The following is a 17,557-nucleotide window of genomic DNA, read 5'->3' on the forward strand; positions in this document are numbered from 1 at the left end:
TTACGGATTCTGGCAAGCAAAAAACCCTCCTAAAAAGGAGGGCTGCTGTCTTACAGTGAATGAATGAATGCAGTTGCAATACCGAAGTAGATCAGCAGTGACAAAATGTCATTTAAAGTTGTGATCAGCGGACCCGATGCAATCGCAGGGTCGACGTTGCACTTGTGAAGGATGATCGGGACGATCGTTCCCGCCATCGTTCCGATGATCAGTGTGGCAAAGAGCGAAGTCCCTACCACAAATCCGAGCAGCAGATTCCCCTGCCATACAATCGCGATTCCTGTAATCACGACCGCACAAACAACGCCGATAATAATGCCGGCCTTGAGCTCCCGAAAAATCAAGCGGAAAATCGTTTTTTTATTGAGTTCTTCTTTTGACAGCCCTCTGATGACGACAGCGAGAGACTGCGTTCCGGTGTTACCCGTCATTCCTGCGATCATCGGCATAAAAAAGGCCAATGCGACAACCTGCTGCAGTGTGTCTTCAAAATAGCTCATGATGCTGCCTGAGATCAAACCGATGAACAGAAGCAAGATCAGCCACGGCAGACGTCGATATGCAGCGACATACGATTTTGTATCAAACGTGATTGCTTTACCTGATGCAGCAAATTTTTCGTAGTCTTCATTCGCTTCTTGGATGACGATGTCAATAATGTCATCGACCGTTACGATCCCGACAAGCTCATGGTTTTTTTCTACAACGGGAATCGCCAGAAAGTCGTACCGCTCAATGAGCCTTGCGACTTCTTCCTGATCTTGAAGAGCGTCCGCCGAGATGACCCTTGTAAACATTAATTCCTGAACCTTCTCATCGGGTTCTGCCAAAATGAGATCCCGGTATGAGATAACCCCGACAAGCTGCTTTTGTTCATTGATAACGTATAAATAGTTGATCGACTCCGCGATTTCCGCAAAGCTTTTCAGCTTGACAACCGCTTCTTTTACCGTGTAATGCTGCGGTATCCAGACATAGCGGTTTGTCATGATTCTTCCCGCTGTTTCAGGCGGGTAGTTCATCAGAACGCGGACCGCTTCAGATTCTTCCGCTTCCATACTGGAAAGAAGCTGGTCTTTCAGCTCTGAGTCCATTTCCTCGAAGAGCGCGGCAAGGTCGTCGTTGTCCATTTTATTCATCACATGGATCGCCTTTTCCTTGCCGACCTTGTTCAGAACGACAAGCTGCTCTTCTCTGTCCAGTTCGCCCATGAGATCGGTAATGTCTTCAACCGTTAAAAAAGACAGATACCGGCCGCGGTGCTTTTCGGGCATTTCCTTAAACAGAATCGCCATATCATAAGGCTGCAGTTCCTCTAAAACGTTTTGAAACTCTTTTCGTTTTCCGTCTCTCAGTAAAATAATAATGCGTAAAATCAGTTCATCATATGTCATGTTTTTTACCATGGCAATCTGTACCTCCCTTTTCAGGAGATCCTTATATCACCATAGCAAAAGGGGTGAAGTATAAGGATCTCCTCATCAATCAATGTGTGATGCTGTAAAATATTTCTCGTATGATTAAACCGCCTCGAATGGGGAGAATCCATACTTCCACCTCCTTGTTTAATACGGAAAGTTCACTTTCCTCAAAAAATAAAAAAACACCTATTTCATTGAAATGAAGGTGTTAAAAGCCATACAAAATAAAACCCTAACGCCTTCCATCGTAGAGCTTTAGCACTGTATGGCATAGGCAGCATGCCAGCTGCATTAAAAATCACCTTAGATCGATGATTTCTGTTGACCCATTGGCGTCTTTGGACATTTTTGGGCAGCAGCGTATCTCCATACAGGAGCCTCACCTAACGAAGAGCTGTATTTACCGGACACAATGAGATTACAGAAAAAAAGGATAACTGTCAATAAGAAAAGCAAACTTAATGCTCTCTATTATGGTTGATTCCCTTTTTCGTCAAAATTAAACCAGCTCTTTCGCCGAGATGCCGAGCTCCGTTCTTACTTTTCGCTATCCTGTTCAAGGTCGTCCTTTGACAGCAGGTGATAGTTTTCGTGCAGCAAAAGCGCGTATTCTCCTTCATATTTTGGATGCGGCACAAACTCCGCCTGCTCGATTGACAATTCGTCTCTTTTTTCGTTTTCTTGTTCTTTCACCCTGTATCAACTCCTTTTTTTAATAGGATATCCTTTTGCCGGGATAATATGATGAAGCGAAATCTCATATATATAGTGATTCTCTCGCCCTTTCGCCGATTTCACAGGTCTTTTCGCTTACAATTCCAGCATTGTTCGCAGTTATTCGACTTTTCTCCTCTATTATCTATATTTTTTAACTTTTCATAAAATTCATACAAATGAACCTTTTTTTAACAAAGTGAATGTTTTACAATAAAATCACGCACCTTGTAACCCATCTAAAGCAGCATATAACAGGGAGGGCTTTGAAATGCAAATGCGATTAATTCCTTATGTCACTGACACAAAGCTGATGGACGTGAACGAATTGCCGGAAGGAATCGATGCGATTAAGGCACCGGAGCTGTGGTCACAAGGTTTTAAAGGAAAAGATATCACTGTCGCAGTGCTTGATACAGGCTGTGACGCAACCCATCCCGATTTGGCAGACCGAATCATCGGAGGCAGAAACTTTACTGATGATGACAATGGAAAAGAAGATCAATTTCATGATTATAATGGACATGGCACCCATGTGGCGGGTACGATTGCCGCAAACGATCAAAACGGCGGCATCTCCGGCGTGGCACCTGAAGCGAACCTATTAATCGTCAAGGTGCTCGGCGGTGAAGACGGCAGCGGCGATTATGAATGGATCATCAACGGGATCAACTACGCCGTCGAACAAAAAGCCGATATCATTTCAATGTCGCTCGGCGGACCTGCCGACGTTCCGGAATTGAAAGAAGCGGTGACAAACGCCGTGAAAAACGGAGTGCTCGTCGTCTGCGCCGCCGGAAACGAAGGCGACGGCAATGACCGTACAGAGGAGTACTCATACCCTGCTGCATACAACGAAGTCATCGCTGTCGGGTCTGTGTCATTGACGCGGGAGTCTTCCGAATTCTCAAATGCGAACAAAGAAATTGACCTCGTTGCACCAGGAGAAGAAATCCTCTCTACATTGCCCGATCATCAATACGGAAAGCTGACGGGAACATCGATGGCCACACCGCACGTCAGCGGCGCGCTCGCTCTCATCAAGTCAGCTGAAGAAGAGGCGTTTAAACGGAAGCTGACAGAACCGGAACTGTATGCTCAGTTAATCCGCCGCACGCTTCCTCTTGATTACTCAAAAGCGCTGATCGGCAATGGATTCTTATATTTGTCGGCGCCGGAGGTACTGGCGGAAAAAGCCGGCGAAGCAAAACTTCTTTCCCTTTAACAGCCTAAGGAGGCTGCCGACAATGTCGGCGGCCTTTTTCATGGCTATCGATAAGGCTGAATCTTTTTAATTGCAAGAATTCAAAAATTATTTTGACTAAAAGATCGTGACGGTATATAATCTACTAAACAATTTCATCGCCGGGAACATGGTAATCTAACGAGGTTAGATTTTAAAAGGGAAGTTTGGTGAAAATCCGACGCGGTCCCGCCACTGTGAATGAGGAGGTTATTTCATAAAACCCACTGTTTCTATACGGGAAGGGGGAAATAACCGTCGATTCATGAGCCAGGAGACCTGCCTGTTCTGACGCACCATCAACCTACGGTCGATAGGAGGTGTTCGAGTTGACGTAACAATCGCTACGTTTATTTCTCGTTCGCAAAATGCTGTTTTCAGGCATTCACCTTCTCATTGTCCGAAGTGTGAGTGTCTTTTTTTATTGAACACTAAAAGGAGGAGACCAGAATGACAAATGTAAAAACGAGTAGCTTGGGATTTCCAAGAATCGGCTTGAACAGAGAATGGAAAAAATCGCTTGAGGCTTATTGGAAAGGAAACACAGACCGTGAGACCTTTTTAAAAGAAATGGACGAACAATTTTTAGCAGCCCTCCAGACCCAGCTTGATCAGCAAATCGATATCATACCGGTTTCCGACTTTACCCTGTACGACCACGTTCTTGACACGGCGGTGATGTTCAACTGGATTCCAAAAAGATTCAAGGATGTACATGATCCGTTAGATACTTATTTCGCAATGGCGAGAGGCACGAAAGATGCTGTATCGTGTGAAATGACAAAATGGTTTAACACAAACTACCATTATATTGTGCCTGAATTTGAAAAAGGCGCACAATACCGCGTGACGAGAAACAAACCGCTTGAAGATTATAAAAGAGCAAAAGCAGCATTGGGAACAGAAACGAAGCCCGTCATACTCGGCCTTTACACTTTCGTAGCCCTTGCAAAAGGCTATGAACAACAAGATATCAAAGATATTTATAGCCAAATGACGCCTCTTTACATCCAAGTTCTGAAAGAGCTTGAGCAGGAAGGCGGCAAATGGGTGCAAATCGACGAGCCTGCTCTAGTGACGGCTTCACATGAAGAAGCGGCTGCAGTCAAAGAAATCTATCAGACGATTACAGAGGAAGTCCCTGGAGTGAATATCCTTCTGCAAACCTATTTTGATTCGGTTGACGCTTATGAAGAGCTGATATCGTTTCCTGTCGCCGGGATTGGTCTTGATTTTGTTCATGATAAAGGGAAAAACTTCGAGCATTTAAAAGCGCACGGTTTTCCTAAAGGCAAAGTCCTTGCCGCCGGTATTTTAGACGGGCGCAACATTTGGAAAGCCAATCTCGAAGAACGCCTGGATCTGACGCTTGAGCTGATCCAGAGTGCGGGTGTTGACGAAGTCTGGATTCAGCCTTCAAACAGCCTGCTTCACGTCCCTGTCGCAAAACACCCGGACGAGCAGCTTGCCGATGATCTCTTGAACGGTTTATCTTTTGCAAAAGAAAAGCTTCTGGAGCTTACACTGCTGAAGAACGGACTTGTTTCCGGAAAAGCGGCCATCCAAACGGAAATCGATGAAGCGCACGGGCACCTTCAATCTCTCAAACAATACGGTGCAGCGACAAATTCGGCCTTTGCCGAAGAAATAGACAAGCTGACCGAGGAAGACTTTAAACGCCCGACAGCTTTTGAAGAAAGACTGCGGATCCAAAATGAATCTCTCGGACTTCCTCTATTGCCGACAACGACGATCGGCAGCTTCCCGCAGACAGCGGAAGTGCGGAGCGCGCGGCAAAAATGGCGGAAAAAAGAATGGTCTGACGAGCAGTATGAAGTATTTATTCAGAAAGAAACAAAGAAATGGATTGACATTCAGGAAGACCTCGGACTTGACGTTCTCGTTCACGGAGAATTCGAACGGACAGACATGGTTGAATATTTCGGTGAAAAGCTCGGAGGATTCGCCTTTACCAAATACGCCTGGGTTCAGTCATACGGTTCCCGCTGCGTCCGTCCGCCGGTCATCTACGGAGATGTCGAGTTTAAAGAGCCGATGACGGTAAAAGAAACAGTTTACGCCCAATCCTTGACCTCGAAGAAAGTCAAGGGCATGCTGACAGGTCCTGTTACGATTTTAAACTGGTCCTTTGCCCGCTATGATCTGCCGAGAAAAGAGATTGCCTTCCAAATCGCCCAAGCTCTCCGCAAAGAGGTTGAAGCGCTCGAAAAAGCAGGCATTCAAATCATCCAGGTCGATGAACCCGCCTTGAGAGAAGGCCTGCCGCTTAAAGAACGGGATTGGGACGAGTACCTTAAATGGGCTGCCGAAGCGTTCAGACTGTCCACTTCATCAGTAGAAGATACGACGCAAATCCATACGCATATGTGCTACAGCAACTTTGAAGATATTGTAGACACGATCGAAGATCTTGACGCAGACGTCATTACAATCGAGCACAGCAGAAGCCACGGCGGATTCCTTGATTATCTGGAACAGCATCCTTACCTGAAAGGACTCGGGCTTGGCGTCTATGATATTCACAGTCCCCGCGTCCCTTCCAGCGATGAAATGCTCACGATTATAGAAGATGCGCTGAAAGTCTGCCCGGCTGACCGCTTCTGGGTAAACCCTGACTGCGGTTTAAAAACGAGACAGCCTGAGGAAACGATCGCAGCGCTTAAACATATGGTTGAAGCAGCCAAACAAGCAAGAGGCAAACTCGCTCAGACTGTTTAATTCCACAATAAATCCAACACAAACGCCGCCTGTTCACACGGGCGGCTCTTTTCATGTCCTCAGCCCTTTTTAGGCCGAAAGAACCGTTATATAAGGTATGTCCGCCCAAAAATCATTAAGACTTTTGATTCATTCGTACGATTTCCTTCCGTATCCTTTTCTTTTAACATATTTGTAGTAGATGATGGAAGGGAAGGAAAATATGTAGTGATTGACGATGGAATAGCGTTAGAACGAAAAATCAAACGAAAAATATATCAGGAAGACATTCACTCTCTTCAGCTATACGTAAAAGAAGTGACTGCCGCCATTGACGAGCTGAGGCAGGAAAGTTCTTCTATTTTAAAAGCACACCAAATGTATATCAACGGATGGCGCGGACAGGCGCGCGAAATGTATGACGCACTTTTGGACGATCTTGACCGGGCGGAATCGCGCGTGTATGACAGGCTGAGGGCCATTAAGGAGCAGGCGTCCGAAGAAATTGAGCGGCTTCAGCTGAAAGCCGAGGAGCTGACATGACGATCCGGCTGAACATCAATGATCTGCACGCGCTCGCCCGCCAATTTCGCTATTCCCACCAGCGAATCAGCGATTTAATAAACCTTTTGAACCGCCATTTTCATGTTCTTTTCTCCAGCGTGAAAGCAGCAAGGACATACGGGATCGATCAGGCGCAATCCGAAATGGAACATGAACTCAATGGATTTTTACACACGCTCGATGATTTGCAGCATCTTCTGCACTTTACAGAAATCCGCATGAAAAAGACCGATCAAATGCTTGCAGAGAAGCTCTTCCAGAGCGGCGGGCGTCTGGCAGGCTACCTGCCGATCATGTCTTTTTTGGCTGCGGCAAAATGTTCCCCTGACAGCTACAGACTGACCGCGCCGCCGCTGTCTGAACCGCTCGCTCTCATGAAGCAGATCAAACAAAACGGCCTGTCAGGACTCTTTACGAAAAAACGAGCCGCAGCATATATTCAGTTAGATGAAGAAGGACAGCAGCAGCTGTGGTCAGCACGCCGCATGATCAGCCGCACAATCGCCGACAACCTTTGCCTTCTGGCGTATCAGCAAATCGCAAAAGGCCCGCTTTCTCTTACGGTCTTCCTTTTCGGAAAAAAAGCGGAAGCAGATGCGGCAGATGTCAAAACCGTTTGTCTTTCAAAAAACAAAACGATTTCCGCTGCCACGCTCCACAGCTTCAGTGCCAAAATGTATTCCGGCTAAGAGGCTCGGAGCGGACTTTCACAGGATATGATGACAGCGGCGTTCAGGCAGGACGCCTGGATGGTTTGCCGCCGATCCTGTGAGCACCGCCTTTGCAGGCCTGCAAGGGTTTGTCGACACGCTAAAAGCCTGATTGTTGAAATCAGGCTTTTTGGCATGCCTACCAGGTGGCATTCTTTGCTTCTACTCTATGTTCCCCGTCTCCTTCTCTTTCGATTGTGACCTTTCCATCATCAGAAACTGTTACAACTGCAAGAGCTGTGTCATGAACATAGCTCGAGTTCCATAGTTCACTGACCGGCCTCTTTTTTAACAGATTCAAAAGCACCAAAATAAACACGGAATGGCTGACAATGAGGACATTGCCTTCCCGATGGCGGCGGAGAATGAATTCATACACCCGGCTGACCCGTCTTTCAAAATCGTAAAAGCTCTCCCCTTCATCAGGCATGTATGTTTCAGGCGCATTAAAATACGCTTCCAGCAAGTCAGGATCGCTTTGTTCGATCTCATCATACGTTTTTCCTTCCCAGCGGCCGATCGAGATTTCTTTTAATCTGTCGTCTGTTATAAAGGGAACACTGCGGTTCTGCAGCATAGCCCGCGCAGAATCAACAGCCCGGCCGCTTGGACTGGAATATGCGGCTTGGAATTGAACATCTTTCAGCCGTTCGCCGAGGGCGTTTGCATTTGCCAGCCCCAAAGCCGTTAAATTGGAGTCTTCCCAGCCTTGCATTCTTTTTTCAATATTCCATTCCGTCTGACCGTGTCTTGCAATATACAATGTAAGCAAAACATCATCCTCCGTTCATCATTCTAGCATTCATTGTATGCGATGGTCCGTTCGAAATCAAACATACTGAATATTCTGATGCGCGTTTATTTTACAAGATTCATCAGCTATAATAAGAAGGCAAGACAACCAAGGAGGATACAGAAATGAATCATGAAGCATTTTTGCAGCGCGCAATCGACCTTGCGGTGGAGAGCGTGAAAAGCGGCACGGGCGGACCTTTTGGCGCTGTGATTGTCAAAGACGGCCAAATTATTGCCGAGGGAAAAAACAATGTCACAACAAGCAATGATCCCACCGCGCATGCTGAGGTAACGGCTATTCGGCTCGCCTGTGAAGCACTTGGCGATTATCAGCTGAACGACTGCATTCTTTATACAAGCTGCGAACCGTGCCCAATGTGCCTGGGAGCCATCTACTGGGCGAGACCGAAGGAAGTTTACTTCGCCGCTCAGCATTCAGATGCCGCATCGGCCGGTTTTGACGATTCTTTTATTTATGAAGAAATCACAAAAACGCAAAGCGAACGGACAATTCCTTTTTATAAAATGGACCTTCAAGCAAAGCTTGAACCCTTTCTCACGTGGGAAACGACCGATCAAAAAGTGGAATATTAAAATAAAAAAAGCTTCCTGGTGAAGGAAGCTTTTTCATTTTGAAGCTGACGGCTCATACCATTCAAGCTTTTGATCTTCAGATTCCAAATCAAGGCTTTCCGCCTTTCCATCCTTTTCAATTTCAAGCCTGACGATTTTCCCTTTCAGTTTTTCAGGTGCTTCGGCGACATCCCTCTCAAAATCGGCTGTTTTCTGATAAGTTTTTTCCCCTGCTTTTGTTTTGAGTGTAATGTTTTGTTCCGATTCGCTGACAAACGCGGCAATGATTTTTCGGCTGCCGTCATTCTCCTGTTCATATACGCCGTTTTGGTCGGCTTTTGACTGCGGCATGAGCTCAGCTTCTTCGGCTTCTTGCGTTTTTCCGTCCACCTCTACCTTCACAAGCTTCCCGATTAAGTCATCATGGTCTTCTTCGCTGTGAAAACGGCTGCTTTTCGGTACAATCAGTTCCTTATCCTTTATTTCGAGCGTGATTTGGTCGTCTTCGGCATGAACATACTTGCCTATCAAATCAAAATCTTCTTCAGACCGAATATTTTTGTCAAGAGAATATGTTTTCAAATCAGGCGCTTTCTGTTTGGCCGTATCAGCCGAGGGTTGATTTCCGTTGTTCTCCTTCGCTCCGGTTCCGCATCCTACAAGGACGAAGGCGGCAGAGAGCACGGCGAATACAAGCGCTTTTTTAAGATATGCCATTTGCTGCTCCTTTCTAAAAAAGAAAGCAAACAAGCTTTGTTTGCTTTCTCGTTTTCATCTTTCCCGTTTGTTTATTTTACTTCAAGGCTGACGTCGATATTTCCTCTCGTCGCTTTTGAATAAGGGCAAAAGTCATGAGCGGCTTCGACCAGCTCTTTCGCTTTTTCTTTGTCTACCCCGCCTGAGGTGACGATCAGCTTGACGCCGATTTTAAAACCGCCGTCACTCTCATCCTTCAGCAAGCTCACATGGCCCTCAACCTCAGAATCGATGTTAATGCCTTTTTGTTTTGCGACATGCTCCAATGCGCCGCCGAAGCACGCCGCGTATCCCGCCGCAAAGAGCTGTTCAGGATTTGTCCCTGATTCGCCTTCTTTTTTTTCATTTGGCATGACAATGTTGTGATCCAAAACCCCGTCATCTGATGTGACATGTCCTGATCTTCCGCCTTTTGCCGTGACTTTTGCTGTAAATAATGCAGTCATCCTGATTCCTCCTTACGTTTTTTTCCTCTACTCTTTATATTTCACAAAATGAGTTTTTTAAACATCTGTTTTTGTTTTTTCGGGTTTTCTGCAGAACAATGGGAAAAAAACGAAAAATCTTATACAATAAAAAGGAACATAAAAAAGAGTTGGTGAAACGATGACAAACGAATTTGAACATATGAGGCTTGACAGACAGCTTTGTTTTCTCCTTTATGCCAGTTCGCGTGAAATGACGAAGCTTTACAAGCCGCTGCTTGATAAACTCAATATTACGTATCCGCAGTACCTCGCACTCCTTTTATTATGGGAGCACGGGGAATTAAACGTCAAAACAATGGGCAAGCTCCTTTATCTCGATTCCGGCACACTGACGCCGATGCTGAAGAGGATGGAGCAGCACGGGCTTTTAACAAGGGAGCGGTCACCTGAAGATGAACGGTCTGTGGTCGTCAGACTGACAGCAGGCGGCCAGGCACTTCAGGAAAAAGCGAGCAGCATTCCGCAACACATGATCGCCCAGACCGATCTGTCGGCTGGCGAACTGAAGAACTTGAAACAAACGCTTGAATCCCTTCTGGCTTCATTGACGAAAAAAACAGATGCGCTGTAAAGACAGCAAAAAGGCGCCTTCGATATGAAGGCGCCTTTTTTTTAAGAAATGACTTCAAGGCTGACATCAACATTTCCGGAAATCGCTTTTGAATACGGACAAACGGTATGAGCTTGATGAACGAGTTTTTCGAGCTCCGACTGTTCAACGCCGGTTCCTTTTACTTGCAGCGTGACACTGAGCTTATAGCCTCCATCTGCTTCATCTTTCAGAAGGCTGACGTTTGCCGTCACCTCTGTCTCCATTCGAAGACGCGCTTTTTGGGCGGTCAATTGCAATGCACTGTCAAAGCATGCCGCATATCCGGCAGCAAACAGCTGCTCCGGATTGGTGGCATTTTCGTTCTTCTTGGCTTTTGGCGTTCCCGGCATGGCCAGCTCCAGTTCAAGGACGCGGTCAGATGAGGTGACTTGTCCGTCTCTGCCGCCTTTGGCAGTAGCTTGCGAGGTAAATAGCGGTTTCATGATTTATCGTCTCCTTTAATTTATATTGTGCACAATTAAATTTTATAAAATTTAATGCGAAAACGCAACAAAAAAACATCCTGTCTGCATGTCAAGACAGGATGTTTCACTTTCATATCCGGATTTGCCCGTTTCCTTTAATGATATATTTAGAAGAAGTCAGCGCTTTAAGGCCCATCGGCCCCCTTGCATGAAGCTTTTGCGTGCTGATGCCGATTTCGGCGCCATAGCCGAATTCAAAGCCGTCCGTAAAACGCGTGGAAGCATTGTGGTAAACCGCTGCAGCGTCAACAGACGTTAAGAAAAACCGGGCGTTTTCCTGATTTTCAGTCAGAATCGCTTCCGAATGACGCGTGCCGTACTGCCTGATGTGCCGGATGGCTTCATCGATTCCGGCGACAATTTTGATGCTGACAACCGGCGCAAGAAACTCGGTTTCCCAGTCGGTCTCGCGAGCAGGAACCGCAGATGGCAGCAGCGCACATACAGCTTCGTCTCCCCTGATTTCAACGCCTGCTTCTTCAAGCTTTTGAAGCAGCGCTGTCGTATGCTTCTTCGCCCAGTCTTTATGGATAAGCACCGTTTCAATCGCATTGCAGACAGAAGGACGCTGCGTTTTGGCATTGATTACAACCTGCTCGGCCATGTCGGACCGAGCCGATTCATCAATGAATATGTGACAGTTTCCCGCGCCTGTTTCAAGGACAGGCACTGTGGATTCCCGCACCACCATATCAATGAGGTCTTTCCCTCCTCGCGGAATCAGGACATCCAAGCCGTCGTTTAAAGTGAACAGCTGTTTTGCCGCTTCCCTGCTTGTATCTTCAATGAGCTGAACGGCATCCTCCGGAAGCGCAGATTGTTCGAGCGCTTCTCTGATCACGCGGACGAGCGCTTGATTGCTGTTGATGGCTGATGAACTGCCCCGCAGGATGACGGCATTTCCCGTTTTCAAACAGAGGGTCGCGGCGTCGACCGTTACATTCGGCCGGGCCTCGTAGATCATGCCGACGACTCCGAGCGGAACCCTGACATTTTCAATGAAAAGCCCGTTGTCTTTGCGGATCGTTTCAAGCGTTTCCCCCACAGGATCTTCAAGCTTGATGAGCAGCATGACGGCGTCTGCCATATCATTCAGTCTCTCCGGAGTTAAGGCAAGGCGGTCAAGCAGCGCAGGTGAAAAGCCTTTTTCTTTGCCGCGAACGATATCTTTCTCGTTTTCTGCCAATATCTCATCTTGCTTAAAGCGGAGCGCCTCGGCGATGAAGGAAAGCCCCTCATTTTTCTTTGCAGTCGGCTGATGAACCAGTTCTTCTTTTGCGACTTTAGCCTTTTTTGCTTTTTCAATCACTTCGCTCATTCTTTCATCCCCTTATTCTTTAATACTTACCCAATCATTTCGATGGATGACTTCTATCCCTTCTTCATGATGGAACTCATCGCTTCGTTTCCCTTTCACCTCTTCAAGCTCTGCTGCGGAGTACAGCGTTTGGCCTTTTCCGGCCAAGCCGTTCGGTCCGTAAACTTCGACAACCGCCCCTTTCGGAAAATTCCCGGATATTGCTGTTACGCCGGCCGGCAGCAAGCTGCCGCCATTTTCGATAATCGCCAGCTCAGCCCCCTCATCAACGGTAATCTTCCCTGAGACAGGAGAGTGAAAAGCGATCCACTGTCTATGATTGTTGACGGAAGACAGGTCGGATTGGCCGATATAGGTGCCGTCCCCGTTTCCTTTTAAAATCTGAATCAGCTTATCATCTCCCTCTCCGGCGCCTATGAAAACATTGACGCCGAGTGAAAGAGCGGTTTTTGCCGCCAAAAGCTTCGACTTCATTCCGCCCGTCCCGACTTTTGAACCGGCGGATGCGGCGCAGCCCAAAAGTTCGTCCGTAATTTCGGGAATGTAATCAAAACGGCGGGCATCAGGATGTTCATTCGGATTCGAATCATAGAGGCCGTTAATATCCGTTAAAATGATGAGTTTGTCGGCATGAATCAGTCCGCTCACCAGGGCGGATAGCATGTCATTGTCCCCAAACGTCAATTCTTCAACAGATACCGAATCATTTTCATTAATAATCGGGACAAGCCCCCGTTCAATCAGTTCCATAATGGTCGCATATGCATTTCGATACCGTTCCCGTTTGGCAAAATCGTTTCTTGTCAATAAAATTTGCGCAGGCTTGATATCGCGGTCTGCAAAATGCTTGATGTATGTCTGCATTAACAAGCTCTGGCCGACGGCCGCTGCAGCCTGTTTCCCCTTTAGCGTGACAGGCCTCGCGGGATAGCCGAGCTGTAAAAATCCCGCAGCGACAGCGCCGGACGAAATAAAGATGACGTCGTGGCCTTCTTTTTTCAGAGCAGCTATCGCCTGAACATGGTCATTGATCTTCGCCTCATCGATGCTGCCTTTCGAATTGGTTAATGAACTGCTTCCGATTTTAATGACAATCCGTTGTTTTTTCACGTTTTTTCCCTCCGAGATGATCTGGCAGAAGCCAACAAAAAAAGCCCTTTTCGTCCAAATAAAAGGACGAAAAGAGCTTTCCGCGGTACCACCTTCATTGAATGCGCGAGAAAAAAGCGCACTCCTCTTTCCCCTTTAACGCCAGGGTATGCGCCCAGGTTTTCCCCCTGAGACTCCGAGGCAGGTTCAGCAGGTTTCATGTGGTGAAATGTTTCAGCATGCCATTTCACTCTCTTTCACAGAAAGAACTGCTTACTGGCCCTCTTCAACGCTCGTGATTTTTTATTATTATGCCTAGGAAAAACGCCTCTGTCAAGAGGGAGATCAAACAATTTAATTAAAGACGATCGTCTTGTTTCCATGCACGATAATCCGGTCTTCCAAGTGCCATTTGACCGCTCTTGCCAAAACGCTTCTCTCAATCGTGCGGCCGATGTTTTTCAATGCTTCCACATTGTCTCTGTGGTCGACCCGTTCGATATCCTGTTCGATGATCGGTCCTTCATCCAATTCGTTTGTCACATAATGCGATGTTGCTCCGATCAGTTTAACGCCTCTTTCATATGCCCGTTTATACGGATTCGCTCCGATAAAAGCCGGCAGGAATGAGTGGTGAATATTAATGATTTTGTTCGGATGAGCCGAGACAAAATCAGGCGTTAAAATCTGCATGTAGCGGGCGAGAACGATGACATCCGCACGATACTCTTCAAGCCATTTCAGCTGCTGTTTTTCCACTTCTTCACGGATGTCTTTGTTCGCTTTCATGTAAAGGAACGGAATATTCAGCGATTCAACGGTTTCTCTTGCATCTTCATGATTGCTGATAACCGCTGCAATTTCCGCCATCAAATTGCCGCTCTGCCACTCCCACAGCAGTTCATGCAGGCAGTGAAGCTCTTTTGAAACGAAGATAGCGACGCGTTTCAGCTCGCTCGCCAAATTCATGCTCCACGTCATTTGGAAGGACTCCGCCACAGTGGCGAATGTCGCTTTCATCTGTTCGATCTTTTTGCGGATGCCTTCGGCTTCAAACTCAATCCGCAGAAAGAACCGGCCTCCTTCAGGGTCTGTCGTATACTGGCTCGATTCAATAATATTCGCGCCATTTTCAAATAAAAAGGAAGAAACGGCGGCGACGATTCCAGGCTGATCCGGACAGCTGACCAGAAGGCGGGCCTTATCGTTATTGATTTCCTGATATTGCGATAACTGCTGTTTCATATATGCATTCATTTTCGTAAAACCCTCTTTGCTTGTAATTCGTAAACTATCTTTTCATTATACTGGAGTTTATTGAAAAATCAATTTACGGACGCCCATTTGCCATAAAGTGCACGGGCCGGACGCTAGCTTATCAGTTTCAGTCCGACGGCTGATCCCAAAATGAGCGCGATGAAAAAGATGCGTTTTCCGTCTTTCGGCTCTCCGTAAAACAGGATGCCGACAAGCGCACCTCCAACCGTGCCGATCCCTGTCCAAACTGCATACGCCGTTCCCATCGGCAGCGTCTCCATCGCAAGGGATAGCAAGAAAAACGAAGCGGCAAAACCGATGATCAACAATAAGATCCATCTCAGCCGCTTGTCTTTATGAAACTGGTTCATCATCGTCACGCCGAGCATTTCCAGTATACCGGCGGCGATGAGGCAGATCCATTCCATTATGACGCCTCCCCTTTCTCTTCATTTGTTACAAGCTTCAAGCCGATCACGCCGCATAGCAAAACACCGATCAGAGCAAGCTTGGCGATATTTGCCGGCTCATGAAACAAGACGATTTCGCAGACGACCGTTCCCGCTGTGCCGAGACCGGTAAATACGGCATACACGGTTCCGACCGGCAGCTTCTCTCCCGCCTTCACCAGTATATAAAAGCTCATCGCGACGGCCGCCGCCGTGCCGATCCATTCAAGAGCCGAATCAGCGTGTTTCAGCCCCATGACCCAGCCAATTTCAAACAAGGCTGCAAGTATGACACTGCCCCATCTCATCAAAATCCCTCCAATTCATTTTCAGCAAAAGAAAAAACCCGGGTTATCGATGAAAACGATACTCCCGGGCTTTTATCCCTCCGTGTGCATATGAACAAATCATATGTGTTTTCTCTCGGACCAGACCACATCCGAATGTGCGGAACCCTAGAAAACTTTAACGCTATGAAGTTTGCTAATTAGCATCATACCAAATCATTCGAAAAAATCAACTGTTTTGCTTGCGGTACTCCCCTAAGCAGGCCTGGATATGCGCTTGGTGATAGCGGTTATGATCAGACATATGCCAGATTCCCCAGCGGATGGTCGAAAACCCTCCCTCATACGGAACCTTCTTCAACAAGTCTGTTTCCGAGAAGCCTTTAACGGTGCGTTTCAACATCTCCAGTACCTCGTCATACCACTCGATTAACACGGATAAGGGTAAGCCTTTTACCTCCGGCAAACGTCCGTTTTCATCTGTCATCGGCCCGTATTTCTCTTCCAGCTCTCTGGGAAATTCGCTTCCCTTCAGCCTGTATACCCAGCGAATATCGACATTGATTAAATGATAGATCAGCTGGGCGATGCTGTTTTTGTCGCCATGCTCCCCCTTATATTCCAGCTCCTCCCGGCTGATGCCGGAGACGATTGATTTCAGCCGTTCGATGTTTTCATTGACCGCCGAAAAAAGCACCCCGACTGTCGGCGCCATCTCTTCAACTGGAGATAAATCCTTTAAAAACGGCATAACTTCACTCCTCTTGTTTAAAGATATTTTTCAGCAGCCCTTCATTTTCAGGAGCGAGGAAACTGAAACCGTAGTAGGCAGCGACAGCCGACACCGCTGTCCATACCGTGAGACTCCCCGTCATCCAGAGCGCCGTTTGCCTGTGCTTGGCCCCGAAGCCCATGCACATAAACGCGGTTAAGTGGGAGCCGATAAAGAAAGGTCCGACGAAAGAAAGGCCAGGGATGCCGTAGGTCAGCCATATTTTTTTCGCTCTGCTTTTCCTTTTTGAGAGCTTATCGGTCTCCGTTCCCCGCTCCCCGCGTTTTCTTTCAAGCCACGCCTTCACTTTGTCAATTAAAAAAATAAGCAGCAGTACAGTTAACAGATTTCCGAATAGTGCGATAATAGCGGACGGAACCGGTTTAAGCCCGGCAACGATCGCTAGCGGCACGACACCGATCACTTCAAACCACGGAATCGCAGCCAAAATAAAGACGAGTACATAGCCCCACATCATATCCATATATCGGCCACCTTTCATGCTCTGATCATAAACATTGTGATCGCCAAAAGGCAAGAGTCTTTACCTTAAAAAATATCATGCTCTTCCGTATTTCATTCATATTGAGCCGTATTTTTGGCACGCTTTGTCTCAATGAACATGACGAGCAACAGCCCGATATAGGGAATATAAGTTTCTGCCAGCATGGCTCCGGCTGAATCCCACTTCATATACTGAAACAAAAAATGCGTTCCGGCTAAAAGCAGCGGCAATATGGACAAGGCTGCAGCTTTCAACCTGAAAGACAAAAGTACGATCACGAGAAACGACAGAGCCATAATCAGCCAGCGGCTTCCCCCGTCAAACGAAAGAATAGGTGTCCCGAATTGCCGATCAATAAAAATAATCGCCAAAATCGGAAAAAACGTCAAAGCGGTGTACATCACCGTATACATGAAGGCCGTTTTCTTCCCTTTAAACGCTGAAACGCGGCCCAACAGCGGTAACATAGCCGCTGCCAGCAAAATATAAAGCGGATAGCCTGCCAGTACATAGACCGAATAATTGAGGCTGTCGTTCACGGCGTCACTGAATATAAAATAGGATATCGCGCCGATCAAAATGGCAAAGAACAACTTGGCGATCTCCCCAGGCCTTAATGAAAGCTCTTTTGACAGTGCTTGAACATATGACTTGGGAGAATCCCCAAAAATTTGCCGGACGGTTTTTCCTTCCTTTTCCCCTTCCAAGGCATGAACTGTCAGCTCATTCATGATCCCTTCGATTTCTTTGTCGCTTTTTCCTACAGACATTAAATACAATCTCATGTCGTCCAATACGTTTTGCATGTCTTTTGATAGCAC

At 46.9% G+C, this 17,557-nt stretch carries 20 protein-coding genes, 3 riboswitches and 1 other annotated feature; of the genes, 6 read left to right on the plus strand and 14 right to left on the minus strand.

Annotation, left to right across the window (positions count from 1 at the left end):
- Positions 1 to 50: 50 nt before the first annotated feature.
- Together mgtE and M1E03_RS14245 are read right to left on the minus strand one after the other, a co-directional pair.
- The gene (gene mgtE / locus M1E03_RS14240; protein ID WP_020451112.1) at positions 51 to 1,406 is read right to left on the minus strand and encodes a magnesium transporter; all 1,356 of its coding nucleotides are present in this window, start codon (positions 1,404 to 1,406) and stop codon (positions 51 to 53) included.
- 248 nt (positions 1,407 to 1,654) lie between these two features.
- Positions 1,655 to 1,819: riboswitch (M-box (ykoK) riboswitch) on the minus strand.
- A gap of 139 nt (positions 1,820 to 1,958) precedes the next feature.
- Positions 1,959 to 2,114 carry a transcriptional regulator SplA domain-containing protein gene (locus M1E03_RS14245; RefSeq protein ID WP_020451111.1) on the minus strand — a complete coding sequence of 52 codons (156 nt, stop codon included), beginning with the start codon at positions 2,112 to 2,114 and terminating at the stop codon, positions 1,959 to 1,961.
- 292 nt (positions 2,115 to 2,406) lie between these two features.
- Here M1E03_RS14245 and M1E03_RS14250 point away from each other — a divergent pair, with 292 nt between their 5' ends.
- The 4 genes from M1E03_RS14250 to M1E03_RS14265 all read left to right on the plus strand — a co-directional run bounded on the left by M1E03_RS14250 (position 2,407) and on the right by M1E03_RS14265 (position 7,349).
- Entirely contained in the window at positions 2,407 to 3,360 is a 954-nt protein-coding gene (locus M1E03_RS14250; RefSeq protein ID WP_023856779.1) for a S8 family peptidase, read from the plus strand.
- Between the two features lie 130 nt (positions 3,361 to 3,490).
- Positions 3,491 to 3,679: riboswitch (cobalamin riboswitch) on the plus strand.
- 149 nt (positions 3,680 to 3,828) lie between these two features.
- Positions 3,829 to 6,117 carry a 5-methyltetrahydropteroyltriglutamate--homocysteine S-methyltransferase gene (metE, locus tag M1E03_RS14255; RefSeq protein ID WP_146874151.1) on the plus strand — a complete coding sequence of 763 codons (2,289 nt, stop codon included), beginning with the start codon at positions 3,829 to 3,831 and terminating at the stop codon, positions 6,115 to 6,117.
- Positions 6,118 to 6,324: 207 nt separating this feature from the next.
- Positions 6,325 to 6,639, plus strand: coding sequence for a hypothetical protein (locus M1E03_RS14260; protein ID WP_020451108.1), 315 nt, complete (start codon positions 6,325 to 6,327; stop codon positions 6,637 to 6,639).
- The gene (locus M1E03_RS14265; RefSeq protein ID WP_025812013.1) at positions 6,636 to 7,349 is read left to right on the plus strand and encodes a hypothetical protein; all 714 of its coding nucleotides are present in this window, start codon (positions 6,636 to 6,638) and stop codon (positions 7,347 to 7,349) included. The genes M1E03_RS14260 and M1E03_RS14265 overlap by 4 nt, the downstream gene beginning before the upstream one ends.
- 160 nt (positions 7,350 to 7,509) lie before the next feature.
- Here M1E03_RS14265 and M1E03_RS14270 read toward each other — a convergent pair whose 3' ends face one another.
- Entirely contained in the window at positions 7,510 to 8,142 is a 633-nt protein-coding gene (locus tag M1E03_RS14270; RefSeq protein WP_026579822.1) for a histidine phosphatase family protein, read from the minus strand.
- A gap of 146 nt (positions 8,143 to 8,288) precedes the next feature.
- On the opposite strand from M1E03_RS14270, the gene M1E03_RS14275 reads away from it, so the two are divergent.
- Positions 8,289 to 8,759, plus strand: coding sequence for a nucleoside deaminase (locus tag M1E03_RS14275; RefSeq protein ID WP_023856775.1), 471 nt, complete (start codon positions 8,289 to 8,291; stop codon positions 8,757 to 8,759).
- A 33-nt stretch (positions 8,760 to 8,792) separates the two neighbouring features.
- Here M1E03_RS14275 and M1E03_RS14280 read toward each other — a convergent pair whose 3' ends face one another.
- Positions 8,793 to 9,455: a hypothetical protein gene (locus M1E03_RS14280; protein WP_026579823.1), complete on the minus strand. Its 663-nt coding sequence runs from the start codon at positions 9,453 to 9,455 to the stop codon at positions 8,793 to 8,795.
- Between the two features lie 71 nt (positions 9,456 to 9,526).
- The gene (locus M1E03_RS14285) at positions 9,527 to 9,940 is read right to left on the minus strand and encodes an organic hydroperoxide resistance protein (RefSeq protein ID WP_020451103.1); all 414 of its coding nucleotides are present in this window, start codon (positions 9,938 to 9,940) and stop codon (positions 9,527 to 9,529) included.
- Positions 9,941 to 10,100: 160 nt separating this feature from the next.
- Here M1E03_RS14285 and M1E03_RS14290 point away from each other — a divergent pair, with 160 nt between their 5' ends.
- Positions 10,101 to 10,553, plus strand: a complete 453-nt coding sequence (locus M1E03_RS14290; RefSeq protein WP_020451102.1) for a MarR family winged helix-turn-helix transcriptional regulator — start codon at positions 10,101 to 10,103, stop codon at positions 10,551 to 10,553.
- Positions 10,554 to 10,594: 41 nt separating this feature from the next.
- Here the strand turns inward: M1E03_RS14290 and M1E03_RS14295 are convergent, their stop codons facing one another.
- The 9 genes from M1E03_RS14295 to M1E03_RS14335 all read right to left on the minus strand — a co-directional run bounded on the left by M1E03_RS14295 (position 10,595) and on the right by M1E03_RS14335 (position 17,557).
- Complete coding sequence (locus M1E03_RS14295; RefSeq protein ID WP_035338887.1) at positions 10,595 to 11,020, minus strand: organic hydroperoxide resistance protein; 426 nt, start codon at positions 11,018 to 11,020, stop codon at positions 10,595 to 10,597.
- Positions 11,021 to 11,129: 109 nt separating this feature from the next.
- Positions 11,130 to 12,377 (minus strand): glutamate-5-semialdehyde dehydrogenase, encoded by a 1,248-nt coding sequence (locus M1E03_RS14300; RefSeq protein WP_458110477.1) that lies wholly within the window; start codon positions 12,375 to 12,377, stop codon positions 11,130 to 11,132.
- Positions 12,378 to 12,389: 12 nt separating this feature from the next.
- A complete protein-coding gene (proB, locus tag M1E03_RS14305; protein WP_105978994.1) occupies positions 12,390 to 13,487 on the minus strand; it encodes a glutamate 5-kinase in 1,098 nt (365 codons plus the stop codon).
- 59 nt (positions 13,488 to 13,546) lie between these two features.
- Positions 13,547 to 13,765 (minus strand) — a binding site (T-box leader).
- A 55-nt stretch (positions 13,766 to 13,820) separates the two neighbouring features.
- Positions 13,821 to 14,723 carry a formyltetrahydrofolate deformylase gene (gene purU / locus M1E03_RS14310; RefSeq protein ID WP_020451097.1) on the minus strand — a complete coding sequence of 301 codons (903 nt, stop codon included), beginning with the start codon at positions 14,721 to 14,723 and terminating at the stop codon, positions 13,821 to 13,823.
- Positions 14,724 to 14,836: 113 nt separating this feature from the next.
- Entirely contained in the window at positions 14,837 to 15,151 is a 315-nt protein-coding gene (locus M1E03_RS14315; protein WP_020451096.1) for a DMT family transporter, read from the minus strand.
- On the minus strand, positions 15,151 to 15,480 hold the full coding sequence (locus tag M1E03_RS14320; protein ID WP_020451095.1) for a DMT family transporter: 330 nt from the start codon (positions 15,478 to 15,480) through the stop codon (positions 15,151 to 15,153). Before M1E03_RS14320 ends, M1E03_RS14315 begins: the two co-directional genes overlap by 1 nt.
- 59 nt (positions 15,481 to 15,539) lie before the next feature.
- Positions 15,540 to 15,642, minus strand: a riboswitch (guanidine-I (ykkC/yxkD leader).
- Between the two features lie 46 nt (positions 15,643 to 15,688).
- Positions 15,689 to 16,210 (minus strand): DinB family protein, encoded by a 522-nt coding sequence (locus M1E03_RS14325; protein WP_020451094.1) that lies wholly within the window; start codon positions 16,208 to 16,210, stop codon positions 15,689 to 15,691.
- Between the two features lie 4 nt (positions 16,211 to 16,214).
- The gene (locus tag M1E03_RS14330) at positions 16,215 to 16,715 is read right to left on the minus strand and encodes a small multi-drug export protein (RefSeq protein WP_020451093.1); all 501 of its coding nucleotides are present in this window, start codon (positions 16,713 to 16,715) and stop codon (positions 16,215 to 16,217) included.
- Positions 16,716 to 16,807: 92 nt separating this feature from the next.
- Positions 16,808 to 17,557: a DUF1129 domain-containing protein gene (locus M1E03_RS14335; RefSeq protein WP_458110478.1), complete on the minus strand. Its 750-nt coding sequence runs from the start codon at positions 17,555 to 17,557 to the stop codon at positions 16,808 to 16,810.

Source organism: Bacillus sp. PK6-013 (assembly GCF_054161445.1).